Source organism: Lentzea alba (assembly GCF_047445655.1).
Lineage (GTDB): Bacteria > Actinomycetota > Actinomycetes > Mycobacteriales > Pseudonocardiaceae > Lentzea > Lentzea alba_A.
This window is the reverse complement of record NZ_JAJAEG010000020.1, coordinates 15256-29682: the sequence shown is the minus strand read 5'-3', so window position 1 is coordinate 29682 and position 14427 is coordinate 15256. Positions and strand designations below refer to the sequence as shown.

The following is a 14427-nucleotide window of genomic DNA, read 5'->3' as shown; positions in this document are numbered from 1 at the left end:
GGATTAGTTACGGAGCCTGGTACGCGGTGAACTGCTGGTTGGCACCGCTGTGGCAGTCCCACTGCGTCATGATGGCGCCACGCTGCGTGGAGCCGTTGAAGACCTCGAGGCACTTACCGGACTTGCGGTTCTTCAGCAGAACGGTGTCGTCGTCCGGGGTGTTCGGGTCGTTCAGGACGTCGATGAACTCCCACTTCTGGTTCGCACCGTTGTGGCAGGTCCACTGGATGATCGGCGTGCCGTTGGCGAGGTCACCGTTGTAGAGGTCGATGCACTTGCCCGACTTGCGGTTGATGAACACGACCGAGATGCCCTCGGAGTTGCCGTCGACCGTGAACAGCGGCGCGAACTGCTGGTTCTCGAGGCCGTGGCAGTCCCACTGGATGATGGCCGCGCCGTTGTCGGCACCGCCGTTGAAGAGGTCGACGCACTGGAGCAGGTCCATGTGCTTCGGCGAGAGGACCCAGTAGAACGGGTCGGTCGGCGCAGCGGCGGCAGCCTTGATGTCGGACTTGCTCGGGATGTCGGCGCGGTCCCAGTTCGGCGCGGCCTGGGCCGAGCCGGCGAACGCGAGCGAGACGGCGGCCGCGGTGGCGGCGATGATCGTGGCGACTCTACCGGCGATCTTCATCTAGCATTTCCCCCAAGATTGTTTTCATGTCAAAAAAGCGCGCTGAGGTACGCGTGAGACCTGTGCAGGTCGAACGTGATGTGTGAGATCCCCCCAGTGCTGGAGGGAATATTTCAGGCTGTGGTCGCCAAGTCAAGACTCATTTAAAGTGGCCCATATCGCGTAACGCTCGCTCGTCCGTCCTTCACGACTCGGCCCGGTCACCGGGCCGGTCTGCAACGCGTGCGGCGACTGCTTCCGTCCCCCGGCGCAAGGGTTCCGGAGAAGGGGAAGTTCCAGATGAGACGGATTGCGTGACGGGCCGGACGAGGTCGGGTCAGGCGCCGGCGACCCTGACCTCGGAGACCACCTGGCGCACCAGCACGCGCAGCGCCTCGCGGTCGACCGTGGCCGGGTCGTCGGCCAGCCAGTCGCCGATCTCGCGCACGAACTGGTCCGGGGTCATCGGCGGCACCTCGAAGTCGAGGTCGTCGTCGCACGTGACCTCGCCGGCGCGGCTCGGGTAGATGATCAGGGCGCCGCGGATCTCCAGCCACGGCAGCATCTCCGCGAAGCGCTCGACGCCGTCCAGCAGTTGCGAGCCGCCGCCGCGGAACGGGTGGCCGTTGCGCCAGAGCTCGCCGTCCTCGTCGCAGTAGTAGTGGCCGGGCAGCCACGACTTCGACTCGATCAAGACCAACCGCCTGCCGCACAGCAGTGCGTGGTCGATGTCGGTGAAGACCGAACCGGGCCACGCGAGGCCGTGGAAGATGCGCACTCCCGGTAGCTGCGTCATGTACTCGGTCAGCAGTCCGGCCGTCAGCCGTTCGCGTCTGTTTTCACCCGGACGGCCGAAAATGGTGTTCCCGTCGTACTCCCCGGCGAACGCCCGTTCGGCCCGCACGGTCGTGATGTAGCGGCGCACCAGTCGGAACGCCCCGTAACCGGCGCCCGCCACGAGCGGCAGCCAGACGGCCAGCAACAGCGGCGACAACGGCATCGCCAACGGGATGAGCAGGACGAACCACCCGCCGATCGCGGCCGCCGCCGGGGCGTGCCCGAGGCCTGTTGCGGGCACGTAGCGGACCCGCTGGCCCAGGTCGATGCGGTTCCACCAGTCCATCGAGCCGAGGTCGACACGGGGTCGCGGCGCGTGGAAGTTCGGGTCGTCACCGAAGTCGCGCAGCCGGCCCGCGCGCCCCGTTCGGCGAGGTCGCGGGCGTGCCTGGGGGCGTACGACCGGTGGCGGGGGAGCGGCCGGGCGGTCGTAGTCGGCGCGCCGGACCGGGTCCTTCAGCGTCTCGTAGGCCTCCTGGAGCAGGCGGAAGCTGCCAGACGTCCCACCCGCGTCGGGGTGCATGACCTTGGCGAGAGAGCGGTAGGCCGACTTGATCTCCGAGGCACTGGCGCCCCGGCTGACACCGAGCAACTCGTAGTAGTCGATCCCTGGCACGACACCGTCCAGTCCGAGGTTGGTGCATGAACCTTATTGGGTCCAACACTTTCGCAGGGCATACGGCCCGGAGTTCACGGACTAGTGTGGTCGTACGCAGTGCGAAGGGGCCTGTAGCGCAGTGGTCGACGCGCCCTCCGGCACGGAGGGAGAACGCCGGTTCGAATCCGGCCGGTCCCGCTCAGCACGAGGCATCCTCCCTGGCTCGGTCCTTCCCTCGAACGTCTACGGCCCGGTCGCGTTCCCGGTTCAGCCATTGACGTCAGTGGTCTAGTCCACCTAGCTTGGGGAGCAAGCGCCGCCGCGCCGTCACCCATCGAGGAGACCGCATGTTCAGGCGCAGAATCATCGCGGCAGCGACAGCCCTCTTAACGGCAGCCACCCTTGCGGCACCGGCATCACGAGCAGCGCAGGAAGACGTCGGCGCTCAGGCCATCGCCAACCGCGTCGTCGGCTACTTCGTGCAGTGGGGCGTCTACCAGCGCAACTACCACGTGAAGAACATCCGCACGTCCGGCTCGTCCAGCAAGCTCACGCACATCAACTACGCGTTCGGCAACGTCTCCGGCGGCCGTTGCGTGCTCGGCGACGCCTACGCCGACTACGACAAGTTCTACGACGCGGCGTCCTCTGTGGACGGTACGTCCGACACGTGGGACACGGGCGCGCTGCGCGGCAACTTCAACCAGCTGCGCAAGCTGAAGAAGCTGCACCCCAACCTGAAGATCTTGTTCTCGTTCGGCGGCTGGACCTGGTCCGGCGGCTTCCCGGCGGCAGCGAGCAGTCCGAGCGCGGCGGCGGCGTTCGCGGACTCCTGCTACCGGCTCGTCGAGGACCCGCGCTGGGCGGACGTGTTCGACGGCATCGACATCGACTGGGAGTACCCCAACGCGTGCGGACTCACCTGTGACACCAGCGGTTTCAACTCGTTCAAGACGCTGATGCAGGCCGTGCGCAACCGCTTCGGCAGCAGCAACCTCGTGACCGCCGCGATCACCGCGGACGCGTCCACCGGCGGCAAGATCGACAAGGCGGACTACGCCGGCGCCGCGCAGTACGTGAACTGGTACAACCCGATGACGTACGACTTCTTCGGCGCCTGGGCCGCGCAGGGCCCGACCGCACCGCACTCGCCGCTCACCAGCTACCCCGGCATCCCGCAGCAGGGTTTCAACACCGACGCGGCGATCCAGAAGCTGAAGAGCAAGGGCATCCCGGCGAACAAGATGTTGCTGGGCCTCGGTTTCTACGGCCGCGGCTGGACCGGCGTCACCCAGTCCGCACCCGGCGGCACGGCCACCGGCGCCGCACCGGGCACCTACGAGGCAGGCATCGAGGACTACAAGGTCCTCAAGGGCCGTTGCCCGGCCAACGGAACCGTCGCCGGGACCGCGTATGCCAAGTGCGGCAGCCAGTGGTGGAGTTACGACACCCCGGCCACGGTCCGCAGCAAGATCTCGTGGGCCAGCGGCCAGAACATGGGCGGCGTGTTCTTCTGGGAGCTCTCCGGTGACACGACCAACGGTGAGCTGATCAGCGCGATCCGCAGCGGCATCGGCTGACGAACCACGCGTGCCGGGCCCGGCGAAACCGGGTCCGGCACGAACGATCAGCAGCCGCTCGACGGGACGATCACTTCCCAGGTGGAGTCCGCGTCCCAGTCCGCGAGGCCGAACGCGCAGGTGCTTCCCGGCGAGTAGATCAGGTTGCCGTAGTGCCGGCCGGGCGTGGGCCTGGCGTCGTAGCGGACGATCTTGCCCCGTCCGGTGTCCTCCACGGACAGCTCCAGGCTGGGAGTGCCGCCCCCGTAGTTCGGCACCTCGATCCAGTTCGTCTTGCACACGGTGGAGTAGTACAGGAAGAAAGTGCCCTTCGAGCTCGCCTTGCGGCCCGCCTCGACCCGGCTCGCCCCGCACCCGCTGTCGTACGGGTCCTTGTGGTCGCAGCCGGCGCCCGTGCAGGTGACGGCAGCCGTCACCGGCGCTGCTGTCGGAGCGGCACTCACGGAGGCCGTGGCGCCACCGAGCATCGCGACGGTGAGCCCAGCGGTCACGGCTGCACTGGTCAGCAGTTTGTTCTTCACAGGATCAACGTAGAGCCGGGTTCACGGTGTGATCGAGGCATTTGACCAGACACAAAGGGTCGGATCGGCGCAGGATGTTCGGGTGGACGCACTCGAACACCTGCGCGCTCTCTGCCTTGCGCTGCCCGAGGTCACCGAACGCCTGAGCCACGGCGAACCCACCTGGTTCGTCCGCGGCAAGAAGACCTTCGTGACGTTCGCCGACCACCACCACGACGACCGGCGAGCGTTCTGGTGCGCCGCGGGCCCGGACGTCCAGCAAACACTCGTGGCCCAGGCCCCGGAGAGCTACTTCCGCCCGCCCTACGTCGGCCACCGCGGCTGGCTCGGCGTCTACCTCGACGTCCCCCTGGACTGGGACGTGATCGCGGACCTCGTCGAGGACGCCTATCGGGTGATTGCCCCGAAGACGCTGGTCGCGCAACTCGACGATCGAGTTGCCGACCCGGCTGACCTGCCGCAGTCTTCCGCGCATGGCGACCTGTGACGTCTGTGGCAACGAGTACTGGATGGCCTTCGAGGTGCGCACCGTCGGCGGCGGCGTGCACACGTTCGACAGCTTCGAGTGCGCGATCCAGCGCCTTGCCCCGCGCTGCGAGCACTGCGACTGCCGCGTGATCGGGCACGGTGTGGAGGTGGAGGGCCGCTTCTTCTGCTGTGCCCACTGCGCGCGTTCCGCGTCTGCGGACCTGGGTGCGCAGATCCGCGACACCGTGGGTGCCCATCCGGGTTAACCGAGTACGAGGTCCAGGCTCAGAGGCACGGGCGGCGGCAGCTCGTCCGTGCCCACCCGGAACGCCTCCAAGAGGTAGGCGACCAGGCGCTGCGACGCGGCCACCGCCTGCTCCACCGGCACGCTCGCAAGGCCGCCGTTGGCCACGAGCACCAGCGTCAGGTCGTGCGGCGAGAAGTCGGCTCGCAGCTGTCCGCTGGCCTGCGCGCGTTCCACCAGCGCCGCGAACGCGTGCCACGTGCGGTCCCGCACCTCGGAGTGCAGGTCGGGGAACGTGGCGACGAAGGCGGCGGTGAACCCGCGGTCGGTCGCCTGCAGCAGGCACACCTTCTCCAGCACCGTGTGGAACCCGCGCCACGGGTCAGGATCGGTCAGCGCCTCCTCGATCACGGCCTGGCACACCGCGAACTGCTCGCCGAACGCCTCCAGGACCAGCGACTCCTTGGTGGGGAAGCGCCGGTACAACGTCGCTACACCAACGCGCGCGCGTCGGGCGATCGCGGCCATCGGCACTTCCAGGCCGCGCTCGGCGAACAACTCCCGTGCGACGGCCAGCACTCGTGCGCGGTTCGCCCGCGCGTCTGCACGCAACTGAGAATCCGAGGCGGTCACTTCTTCTCACTTCCGGCCAAGCGGACGGGGGTCTCCACTTAGCAGGCTACGTTGGAAGCCATGGACTTCAAGGGACCGTGGGTGCGCCGCATCAACAACGTGATGGTCGCACTGCGCGACGCGCCGATCGTGGGCAAGCTCGTGCGCAAGGGCATCACCGTCGTGTCCTACACGGGCCGCCGCTCCGGTCGCACGTTCACCACACCCGTTGGCTACCGACGAAAAGGCGACCAGGTCGAGATCCAGGTGATGATGCCGGACGCGAAGACGTGGTGGCGCAACTTCAACGGCGAGGGCGGCCCGCTCACGCTCGAACTCGACGGCGCCGAAAAGGTCGGACACGCGACATCGCACCGTGACGACCGAGGTCGGGTCACGGTGCGAGTGCAGCTCTGAAACCCTTACACAGCAGCCAATCGGCGGCGTTCCAGGAACGCGGCCGCCAGGTAGGCGCCGCCGCCCAGCACCGCCAGCACCCCGAAGAACCCGGGCGCCGGTACGAACAGCGAAGCGGCCGCGACCAGCGCCAGCCACGTGCCCAGGTTGTAGTGCAACGCGTTGGCTCGGACGGCTCCCTCGGCGATGTAGATCAGCCCGACCACGATCGTCGAACCGGCCGGCCAGAGCACGGTCTGCAGCTCCGGTTTGTCGAACACCGTGCTCAGCCCGGTGATCGCCAGCGCCAGCGCGACGAACCCGGTGACCCAGGCCGTGCCGACCAGCTTCTCCGCACGGCGTCGGGCCTCCGAAGCGCCGCGCTGGGCACGTAACGAGGCGCTCATGGCGAGGATCGTGCCGACGACGAGTCCGCCGCCCAGCAACGCGATCGGCAGCCATCCCGGCAGCGCGACCGCACCGGATCGAGCGAGCAGCGCGGCGCCGTGGCCGAAGACGTAGGCGAACGCGAAACCCAGGTAGGCGGCGCCGTTGTCGACCTCGGTCGCCAGGGCGTCGGCGCGAAGGGCGGTGGCGTTCATCGTGGGAACCTCCGAGAAGTCAGATGAGGGACGTGATCAGGCGCGGTGCGAGTTCGGCGAACCGCCACGAGCGGCTTGCGGCGCGCTGGTCGGCCAGGCCGTGCAGGCCCAGCCAGAGCGCCAGGGCGTTCGGGGTGTGGCAGGTGAACAGCTGGAGTGCGGGTTCGACGAGGTCGAGAACGCCGAACATCACGCGGTAGCGACGGGGATGGCGAGCGGCGAAGTCCAGGTAGGCGAGGCCTGCCGCGTGGACGTCGGAAGCGCTGAGCACAGCGGCGGAGAGTTCGGCGAAGGCCGCGTGGCACACGGTCTGCAAGATCGCCGAAGGACAAGCGAAGTGCTGGTGGACAGACGAAGTGGAGGCCTGCGCCTCGCGTGCGACGGCGCGCAGCGTCACGGCGCAGCCGCGGTCCACCAAAGCAGCCGCAGCGGCTACGACGGCCTCACGGCTCGGGGACAATGACGACCTTGCCCAGCACGGTCCGCGACTCGGCCAGCGCCAGCGCGGCAGCGGTCTCCGACAACGGGATGCGCGCGGCGATCTGCGGCGTGAGCACACCTTCGCCGACCAGTCGCAGTACAGCGGAGAGGTCGTCGCGCAGGCGGGCGCGGAACGCGGCGGGACGGAAACGCTTGCCCGCCCAGAAGTTGTAGAAGCCCGCGCGCCTGCCGTTGGGCAGCAGGTTCCACATCATCAAGCGCCCGAACAGCTTCAGCACCGGCAGCATCGCGTTGCCCGGCTCGTCCTTCGTCGCGGCCGACCCGTAGTTGACCAGCGCACCGCCGCGGCGCAGCAGCTTCCACGACTCCATCAGGCCGGCGCCACCGACGTGGTCGAACACCGCGTCGACACCGTCCGGCGCGATCTCGCGGATGCGCGAGTACATCTGCGGGTCGCGGTAGTCGACGGGGATCGCGCCGAGCTCGCGCACCGCGTCGTGGTGGCGGGCCGAGGCCGTGCCGATCACCCTGATCCCGGCGTGGCGGGCGAGCTGCACCAACGTCGAGCCGACGCCCCCGTTCGCGCCCAGCACCACGATCGTGTCGCCCCGCTTGACCTTCGCGGTCCGGTGCATCATCTGCCACGCCGTGACGCCGTTGACCACAACGGTTTCCGCGGCGGCGGCGTCGACACCATCGGGCACCGGCACCAGGTCGGCCGCCTCGACGATCAGGTGGCTGGCCCACCCGCCGACCTTGGTGACCGCGGCGAACCGGTGACCACGCAGGTCGCGGTCCACGCCGGGGCCGACAGCGACGACCGTGCCCACCACGTCGTAACCGGGCACGAACGGGAACGCCGGCTGGTCGAAGTACTTGCCCAGGCGCATCTGCTGCTCGGCGAACGAGACGCCGGTCGCCTCCATCCGCAGCACGACCTGACCCTCACCCGGCGCGGGCAGGTCGCGGACCTGCACCTGCAGGCCCTCCGGCTCGACGACGCCCGGCAGGACGATCTCGGTGATGGCGTTCATGGGTGGCTCCTCCGTGTTGTACTGACAGACGTAAGCTAACGTCCGTAAGTCTAAGAGTGCAAGACCTAACACCCATAAACTTTCAGGTGTATGGTTACGGCTGTGACGAACACGGAGCCGCGCAGGCGCAACCGCCGAGGTGAAGGCGGCAAACTGCGGGAAGAGATCATCGCCGCGGCCGTGGCGCTGCTGGACGAGGGCGGCGACGAACGCGCGGTCACGCTGCGCTCGGTCGCACGCAAGGCGGGCATCGCGGCGCCGTCGATCTACGCGCACTTCGCGGACCAGCCGTCGATCATGCTCGCGGTCGTGAGCCAGGAGATGGACCGCTTGGCGGCAGCCTTGCGCGAGGCCGACGAGAACGCGGGCCCGGACGCGCGCGAGCGGCTCTTCGCGGTGTGCAACGCCTACCTGGACGTCGCGAAGTCACACCCGCAGCGCTACCGGATCATGTTCGGCGGCCTCTGGACGCCGTCCGCGGACGACACGTCGATCACCGATGAGGACCTGGAGTCACTGGGCGCCAAGGCACTCACGCTGCTCGCCGAGGTGCTCGGAGCCTGTGTGGCACAAGGGATCGCGCACGCCAGCGACGACCTCTACGGCGACGCGGTGGCGTTGTGGCTGGGGTTGCACGGCCTTGCGCACCAACGTGCGGTGGTGCGCAAGATGCCGGGACCAGCCGACGTCGCCGACCGCCTGATCACCGCGCTGGCGCACCTGAAGTAGCCGCTGGTGCATTCGGGTCACGTACCCCGCCGTACCGGCCCGAATGAGTTTTGATGGGCGGATGCCCGTCGAAACCGCGCTGATCTCACTGGGCACGGTCGCCGTCCGCACGGCGACCAAGCTCTGGCTCGGCGACCACAAGGTCGCCGCGGAGGTGGGTGCGGCGGCGGTCGACCAGCTCTCGCTCAAGCTCACCAAGGAGCGGGACAAGCGCAAGCTCGTGCGACTGATGGACAACTTCGCCGAGGCCGTGGTCGACCGGCTCGAGCCCATCATCGAGGCGGAGTTCCGCGCCCTGAAGGAGAACGAGCAGCTCGCGGCGATCGACGCGGTGCGTGACACGTTCGAAGAGGCGTCACTTGACGACGCCGACCTGTTCGCGGCCGACCTCGACGCGGGCCACCTGGACCGCTCCATCCGCCGCCGGGTCCCACCTCGGACCAGGTTGCTGTCGGCTGACGCGACCGCGCTGTACGACCTGCTGCTGCGAGAGTGCTGTGGCTACGTCATCGAGATCTCCCGCGGCCTGCCGGTGTTCTCGGCCAACGCGCTCACCGAGCTGCTCCGCCGGGACCGCGAGATGCTCGACGGCATCCGCGAGGTGCTGGCCCGTCTGCCGCAACGAGACCGGACAGCCGGCTTCGACTACGACTACCGGCAGCTCGTCGCTCGCAAGCTGGATCGCGTCGACATGTTCGGCGTGACACTCGCCGACGCGAGCCGTAGATATCCGCTCTCGGTGGCCTACATCAGCCTCACCGCTTCAACCGACGATGACCTCGGGTCGGTGCACCGGGTCGAGGATCTACTGGCTGGTGCCCGTCATTTCTTCATCCGCGGTGAAGCCGGGCTCGGCAAGACGACCTTGCTGCAGTGGATCGCGGTGCGCAGTGCGCTCGGAGACTTCCCGGAGAAGCTGGCGGACTGGAACGGCACCATCCCCTTCTTCGTGCCGTTGCGGCGGTATGCGGGACGCGAGCTGCCTGCGCCGGAGCGGTTCCTCGACGAAGTCGGCAGGTACATCGCGGACGAGATGCCGCGCGGCTGGGTGCAGGACAAGCTGCGCGACGGCAGCGCGGTGCTGCTGATCGACGGCGTGGACGAGATGGTGGCGGATCGCCGCGAAGAGGCCCGCACGTGGCTGCGCGACCTGGTCAACGCCTTCCCCCGGACCAGGGTGGTCGTCACGTCCCGGCCGGGTGGCGCTCCGGCCCAGTGGCTTGGTGCGGAGGGGTTCTCCGTGCTGGACCTGCAACCGATGAGCAGGGGAGACGTCCGGCTGTTCGTCGCACGCTGGCACGCGGCGATGCAGGTGACGTGCGTGGACGACGAGTCGCGCAGGCGGCTCCACGACTACGAGGAAGGCCTGCTCGAACTGCTGGCAAGCCGCGCACACCTGCGCAAGCTGGCCGGTTACCCGTTGCTGTGCGCGTTGCTGTGCGCCCTGTACCAGGATCGCCGTGCCACCCTGCCGTCCAACCGCATGGAGCTGTACGAAGTGGCGCTCCAGATGTTGTTGGAGCGCCGCGACGTCGAACGCGGCATCAACGCGATCGACGGGCTGGGCCGGACCGAGAAGCTGTTGCTGCTGGGCGATCTCGCCTACTGGCTGATCCGCAACGGCTACACCGAGGTGGACGTGCCGCGGGCGCTCTACCGGCTCTCCCAGCGCCTCAGCCACATGCCGCAGGCCAAAGCGAGCATCCAGGACGTGTACCGGCATCTGCTGGAACGCTCCGGCCTGCTCCGCGAGCCGGTCGAAGGACGGGTCGACTTCGTGCACCGAACCTTCCAGGAGTACTTGGCGGCAAGGGACGCCATGACCACCGACGACGTGGGCACGGTCGTGCAAAGCGCTCACCTCGACCAGTGGCACGAGGTTGTCGTGATGGCAGTGGGACATGCGTCCCAGAGACAACGCGAGGAGTTGCTTCACGGCCTCCTGAACCGGGGTGACCTGCACCTGCTCGTCCTCGCCTCGATGGAGACGGCGCCTGAGCTGAGCACGTCACTGCGGGGCGAGATCCAGGTGAAGACGATGCGCCTGTTGCCGCCGAACTCGATGAACAAGGCCAAGGCGATCGCGTCGGCGGGCGAGTACGTGATCGATCTGCTCGCGGACTGCCGGCCGCAGACGATCGACGAGGAGACCGCGACCGTCCGGGCGCTCGCTGAGACCCGTCTCGACGAGGCCCTGCCCGTGCTCGCGAGATTTGCGGCCAAGAGCACGAGCGATCGCGTGTTCGAGGAGATCGTCCACGGTGCGTCCTTCTTCGACGAGCGCGCGTACGGCGAGTCCGTCCTGTCTCAGTCGAGGCGTACCAGCATGTACGTGGACAGCGAGCTCAAGCTGGTGGCGGCGAGGTACATGACCTCGCTGGACCAGCTCGGGCTCAAACACCTCGACGACACCCGCGCGTTCGCACACCGGTACGGCCTGCTGCCACAGGTCTCGACCTTGCGGCTCAACAGCTGGCCGCGATCGGATCTCCGCCTGATCGGCACGAGGTTCCGTCTCGCGACGCTCGTCCTCGAGAACATGAGGCTGCCGGACCTCCGTTCGCTCGACTTCGTGGAGTCCGTCGTCGAGCTGAGGGTCACAGGCGGTTCCCTGGCTTCATTCGACGGCATCGAGCGATGGCAAGGCTCCTTGAAGAAGGTGGTGGCGGTCGATCATGGGCCGACCACGCGCAAGATGCTGGCCGCGCTCAAACGCGAGATGCCGAACCTGATCGTGTTGCCGTGAAGTCAGGGAGCCTCGAACAGGGTTGAGACCGACTCGCCGATGTTGATCCGCCGCATCGCCTCGGCCAGCGCCGGCGCGATCGACAGCACCTTCAACTTGGGCACCATCTTCGACTCGGGAATCGGCACGGAGTTCGTCGACACGATCTCCAGCACGTCCTCCTGCGCCTGCAACCGGTCGAGCGCGCCGGACGTGAACAGCCCGTGCGTGCAGGCGACGCGAATCGAGCGAGCCCCGCGCTCTCGCAGCTTGTCCAGCAGCTCCATCATCGTGCTGCCCTTGGCGATCTCGTCGTCCAGCACGATCACGTCGCGCCCGGACACGTCACCGATCACGGTCGAGATCTGCACCTTGTCGTCGGCGAACCGCTGCTTGGCACCGGCCGCCACCGGCACGTTCACGATCCGCGCGAAGTGCGCGGCCTCCTTGGCGTTGCCGAGGTCCGGGGACACCACGACGGTGTTGGACAGGTCGTAGCGCGAGAAGTAGCCGGCCAGTTCGCGCAGCGCGTGCAGGTGGTCGACGGGAACGGAGAAGAAACCGTGCACCTGCGGTGAGTGCAAGGTCAGGGCCAGCACGCGTGAGGCACCGGCGGACACCATCAGGTCGGCTACCAGCCGTGCGCCGATGGAGATCCGTGGCGCGTCCTTTTTGTCCGATCGTGCGTACGCGTAATGCGGCAGCACGACCGTTGTTCGCGCCGCTGAGGCGCCGCGGGCGGCGTCCAGCATGAGCAGCAGCTCGACCAGGTTCTCCTGCACTGGTGGCACGAGAGGCTGGATCAGGAACACGTCCCGCTCCCGGCAGTTCGCCTGCAACTGCACTTCCAGGCAGTCGTTGGCGAACCTCGTGACGCGGGTCGGTGACAGCTCGACTCCGAGATGTCGGCAGATCTCGTGAGCGAGGGTGGGATGGGCAGAACCACTGAAGACAGCGATGTCACGCACACCCCGAACCTAGTCGATGACCAGCACCAGCTTGCCGTCTTGGAAGAACGGGGTCAGGTTGCCGCGCGTGTCGACGGTGTGCGTGCCGCGCGGTAATACGGCCTCGATCGCCGTGAACGCGAGGATGTCCGACACGCCGTGACGACCGCGCAACGACCGTTGGCCCTGGAACCGCAGAGCGCGCCCCTCACGCCGGTACTGGTGGGCCTCAGCAGCAACGGAGGCGCCTACTCGAAGCGCCTCCGGACCTACCAGGCGCCCCGACGAGGCGCCGCGCACGGCTACCCCGAAACCCTGTTCGACCAGCGTGTTCACCACTGCGTCGGACGGGGGGACGGGGACCAGGAAGGACATCGCGTAGTGGCCCTCGACCTCGTGCACCACGACCGTTCGGGCCGTGGTCAGCAACGTGTCGTGCAGCTCCAGCGCGATCTTCTCCGCTTCCCAGCGGTTCTCGTAGCCGGCGTCGACGCCGATGAAGGTGCTGGTCACCTGACCTCCACGAAGATCGGGTTGGTGTAGCACCACAGGTCCTCCCACGGGTTCGCGGCTCCCGGAGTGTCCGCCTGCGGTTCGAACGCGCCGCGGTTGCCGTCGGTTCCGCGCAATCGGAGGTAAAAAGGCTCTCGGATGTTGCGGAACGTGTGCGTGAAGACCGCATAGTGCCAGCGCGGCTCGTAGGATCGCTCGACCTTCACATGTGGCGTGGACAACGTTTCGGATGACGCCGGACCGGTTACCAGGCCTTTGATGAGGTCCAAACGGCGTAGGCGCGGCACGAATCCCGCGCTGTTCGGGCGAGTCGCCAGACGTGCCTTGACCAGCACCGTCACGTCGGATCCACGTCGCACGCGCAGCCGTTCGCCCAGCGTCGCGGAGCCCCCGATGCCGTAGATCGAGAACTCCAGGTTGTCCACCAGACCGCCGTGCGAAACCCATGCCCGACCGGCCCGCAGACCCTCCATCACGGCACCGCGTGTCCGGCGTGTCGCGCCGACGACGGTCCTCGAAAATTCGCAGGGGAAGAAGTCGACATAGGGCGGCAACACCTGCGGCGGGCCGATGTCGAGCGGGTCGAGGTGCTTGCCGGTGAGGTCGAACTGGTTGCCCGGCTCCGGCACGCGGACGATCGTGTCGCGCGAGTTGAAGTGCGAGTCGGAGTTCGACGTGATCCACCAGCCGCGGCCCTCGGCGAGCAGCGAGTCCCAGACGCCGCCGAGCTTCGCGGTCATCCAGTCGAAGCCGCCGTAGGACCTGTAGGCCTCCACCGGATAGGCCGGGTACGAGTTCGAGCCGGGGCTGTTCGCGTAACCGCCGCGGTGGCCGCCGGGGCCGCGCAACGGGTCGCCGTCGCCCTGCGCACCGGGCGCACCTTCCATGCCGACAACGATGTCGGGAGCGAGGTCGCGCATGTTCCGCAACTCGTAGGGCGCCACGCGGCCGTTGCGCATCGGGTGGTTCACGAAGACCAGCGCGGACTTCATGGTGCCGTTGCGGATCTTGGTCTGGAGCCAGCGGATCGCGTCGAGCGCCTTCTTCTCGTTCGCGGGGTTCGAGGCCTCCTGCCCGTTCAACCGCCAGTCGAACTGCCGCTCGAAGTCGCGCAGCACACCGGCTTCGTCGCGGCAGTCCTCGAAGAAGAGGGTCGCGTGCTCGGCGCCGGGGACGTTCCACTCCATGCCGTGCCACAGCAGCAGTTGCGGGAACTTCCGTTGCGCCCGCTTGATGTCCGCCGCTGTCGCCTCGACGGAGTGCGCCTCGTGCGAGGCGTGACCGTGATCGGTGATCACGAGCCAGTCCGTGCCGTGCCGCAACGCACCGCGGATCTGCTGCTCGATGGTGTACATGCCGTCGTACGAGTACTGCGTGTGCGTGTGGTGGTCACCGGAAAGCCAGTGATAGCGGGAGGACGCGGAGGCCTGTCCCGTGCCCAGGACTCCTGCCACACCCAACGCACTCGCTCCCTGCAGGAAGCGTCTGCGGGCTACTTCGGACACGGCTGATCCTCCACGCGACAGGTCGGGGTCCGTGGAGGCTAGACCGATCGGGTGAGCCGCAGGTA

Annotated in this window: 16 protein-coding genes and 1 tRNA gene; 7 read left to right on the top strand and 10 right to left on the bottom strand. The window is 67.8% G+C overall.

Annotated features, from left to right (window positions below; genetic code table 11):
* Positions 1–7: 7 nt before the first annotated feature.
* Both LFM09_RS30400 and LFM09_RS30395 read right to left on the bottom strand, forming a co-directional pair.
* The gene (locus LFM09_RS30400; protein WP_414100011.1) at positions 8–631 is read right to left on the bottom strand and encodes an RICIN domain-containing protein; all 624 of its coding nucleotides are present in this window, start codon (positions 629–631) and stop codon (positions 8–10) included.
* Positions 632–947: 316 nt separating this feature from the next.
* Positions 948–2063 carry a J domain-containing protein gene (locus tag LFM09_RS30395; RefSeq protein WP_414100010.1) on the bottom strand — a complete coding sequence of 372 codons (1116 nt, stop codon included), beginning with the start codon at positions 2061–2063 and terminating at the stop codon, positions 948–950.
* Between the two features lie 106 nt (positions 2064–2169).
* Here LFM09_RS30395 and LFM09_RS30390 point away from each other — a divergent pair.
* Positions 2170–2243, top strand: a tRNA-OTHER gene (locus LFM09_RS30390).
* Between the two features lie 149 nt (positions 2244–2392).
* Complete coding sequence (locus tag LFM09_RS30385) at positions 2393–3625, top strand: glycoside hydrolase family 18 protein (protein ID WP_414100009.1); 1233 nt, start codon at positions 2393–2395, stop codon at positions 3623–3625.
* Positions 3626–3672: 47 nt separating this feature from the next.
* Here LFM09_RS30385 and LFM09_RS30380 read toward each other — a convergent pair whose 3' ends face one another.
* Positions 3673–4146: a DUF2690 domain-containing protein gene (locus tag LFM09_RS30380; protein ID WP_414100008.1), complete on the bottom strand. Its 474-nt coding sequence runs from the start codon at positions 4144–4146 to the stop codon at positions 3673–3675.
* Between the two features lie 82 nt (positions 4147–4228).
* Here LFM09_RS30380 and LFM09_RS30375 point away from each other — a divergent pair, with 82 nt between their 5' ends.
* Together LFM09_RS30375 and LFM09_RS30370 are read left to right on the top strand one after the other, a co-directional pair.
* Positions 4229–4633, top strand: a complete 405-nt coding sequence (locus LFM09_RS30375; protein ID WP_414100007.1) for an MmcQ/YjbR family DNA-binding protein — start codon at positions 4229–4231, stop codon at positions 4631–4633.
* The gene (locus LFM09_RS30370; RefSeq protein ID WP_109639071.1) at positions 4620–4880 is read left to right on the top strand and encodes a Prokaryotic metallothionein; all 261 of its coding nucleotides are present in this window, start codon (positions 4620–4622) and stop codon (positions 4878–4880) included. Before LFM09_RS30375 ends, LFM09_RS30370 begins: the two co-directional genes overlap by 14 nt.
* Here the strand turns inward: LFM09_RS30370 and LFM09_RS30365 are convergent.
* Positions 4877–5470 (bottom strand): TetR/AcrR family transcriptional regulator, encoded by a 594-nt coding sequence (locus tag LFM09_RS30365; RefSeq protein ID WP_414100006.1) that lies wholly within the window; start codon positions 5468–5470, stop codon positions 4877–4879. The two genes, LFM09_RS30370 and LFM09_RS30365, sit on opposite strands and share 4 nt — an antisense overlap.
* A gap of 81 nt (positions 5471–5551) precedes the next feature.
* Here LFM09_RS30365 and LFM09_RS30360 point away from each other — a divergent pair, with 81 nt between their 5' ends.
* Positions 5552–5887 carry a nitroreductase/quinone reductase family protein gene (locus LFM09_RS30360; protein ID WP_414100005.1) on the top strand — a complete coding sequence of 112 codons (336 nt, stop codon included), beginning with the start codon at positions 5552–5554 and terminating at the stop codon, positions 5885–5887.
* A gap of 5 nt (positions 5888–5892) precedes the next feature.
* Here LFM09_RS30360 and LFM09_RS30355 read toward each other — a convergent pair whose 3' ends face one another.
* Genes LFM09_RS30355 through LFM09_RS30345 form a run of 3 tightly spaced genes read right to left on the bottom strand, consistent with a single transcriptional unit; the run spans position 5893 to position 7943 of the window.
* Positions 5893–6468, bottom strand: coding sequence for an ABC transporter permease (locus LFM09_RS30355; RefSeq protein ID WP_414100004.1), 576 nt, complete (start codon positions 6466–6468; stop codon positions 5893–5895).
* A gap of 19 nt (positions 6469–6487) precedes the next feature.
* Positions 6488–6928 (bottom strand): TetR/AcrR family transcriptional regulator, encoded by a 441-nt coding sequence (locus LFM09_RS30350; RefSeq protein WP_414100003.1) that lies wholly within the window; start codon positions 6926–6928, stop codon positions 6488–6490.
* A complete protein-coding gene (locus LFM09_RS30345) occupies positions 6912–7943 on the bottom strand; it encodes a medium chain dehydrogenase/reductase family protein (protein ID WP_414100002.1) in 1032 nt (343 codons plus the stop codon). Before LFM09_RS30345 ends, LFM09_RS30350 begins: the two co-directional genes overlap by 17 nt.
* A 102-nt stretch (positions 7944–8045) precedes the next feature.
* Here LFM09_RS30345 and LFM09_RS30340 point away from each other — a divergent pair, with 102 nt between their 5' ends.
* Together LFM09_RS30340 and LFM09_RS30335 are read left to right on the top strand one after the other, a co-directional pair.
* A complete protein-coding gene (locus LFM09_RS30340) occupies positions 8046–8672 on the top strand; it encodes a TetR/AcrR family transcriptional regulator (RefSeq protein ID WP_414100001.1) in 627 nt (208 codons plus the stop codon).
* 61 nt (positions 8673–8733) lie between these two features.
* Positions 8734–11418 (top strand): NACHT domain-containing protein, encoded by a 2685-nt coding sequence (locus tag LFM09_RS30335; protein WP_414100000.1) that lies wholly within the window; start codon positions 8734–8736, stop codon positions 11416–11418.
* Positions 11419–11420: 2 nt separating this feature from the next.
* On the opposite strand, the gene LFM09_RS30330 is transcribed toward LFM09_RS30335, so the two are convergent.
* From LFM09_RS30330 to LFM09_RS30320, 3 genes are read right to left on the bottom strand one after another with little or no spacing between them, the layout of a single operon-like run.
* On the bottom strand, positions 11421–12365 hold the full coding sequence (locus LFM09_RS30330; RefSeq protein WP_414099999.1) for a ribose-phosphate diphosphokinase: 945 nt from the start codon (positions 12363–12365) through the stop codon (positions 11421–11423).
* 9 nt (positions 12366–12374) lie between these two features.
* Positions 12375–12857, bottom strand: coding sequence for a hypothetical protein (locus LFM09_RS30325; RefSeq protein ID WP_414099998.1), 483 nt, complete (start codon positions 12855–12857; stop codon positions 12375–12377).
* Positions 12854–14362, bottom strand: coding sequence for a PHP domain-containing protein (locus LFM09_RS30320; RefSeq protein ID WP_414099997.1), 1509 nt, complete (start codon positions 14360–14362; stop codon positions 12854–12856). The genes LFM09_RS30325 and LFM09_RS30320 overlap by 4 nt, the downstream gene beginning before the upstream one ends.
* Between the last annotated feature and the right edge of the window lie 65 nt (positions 14363–14427).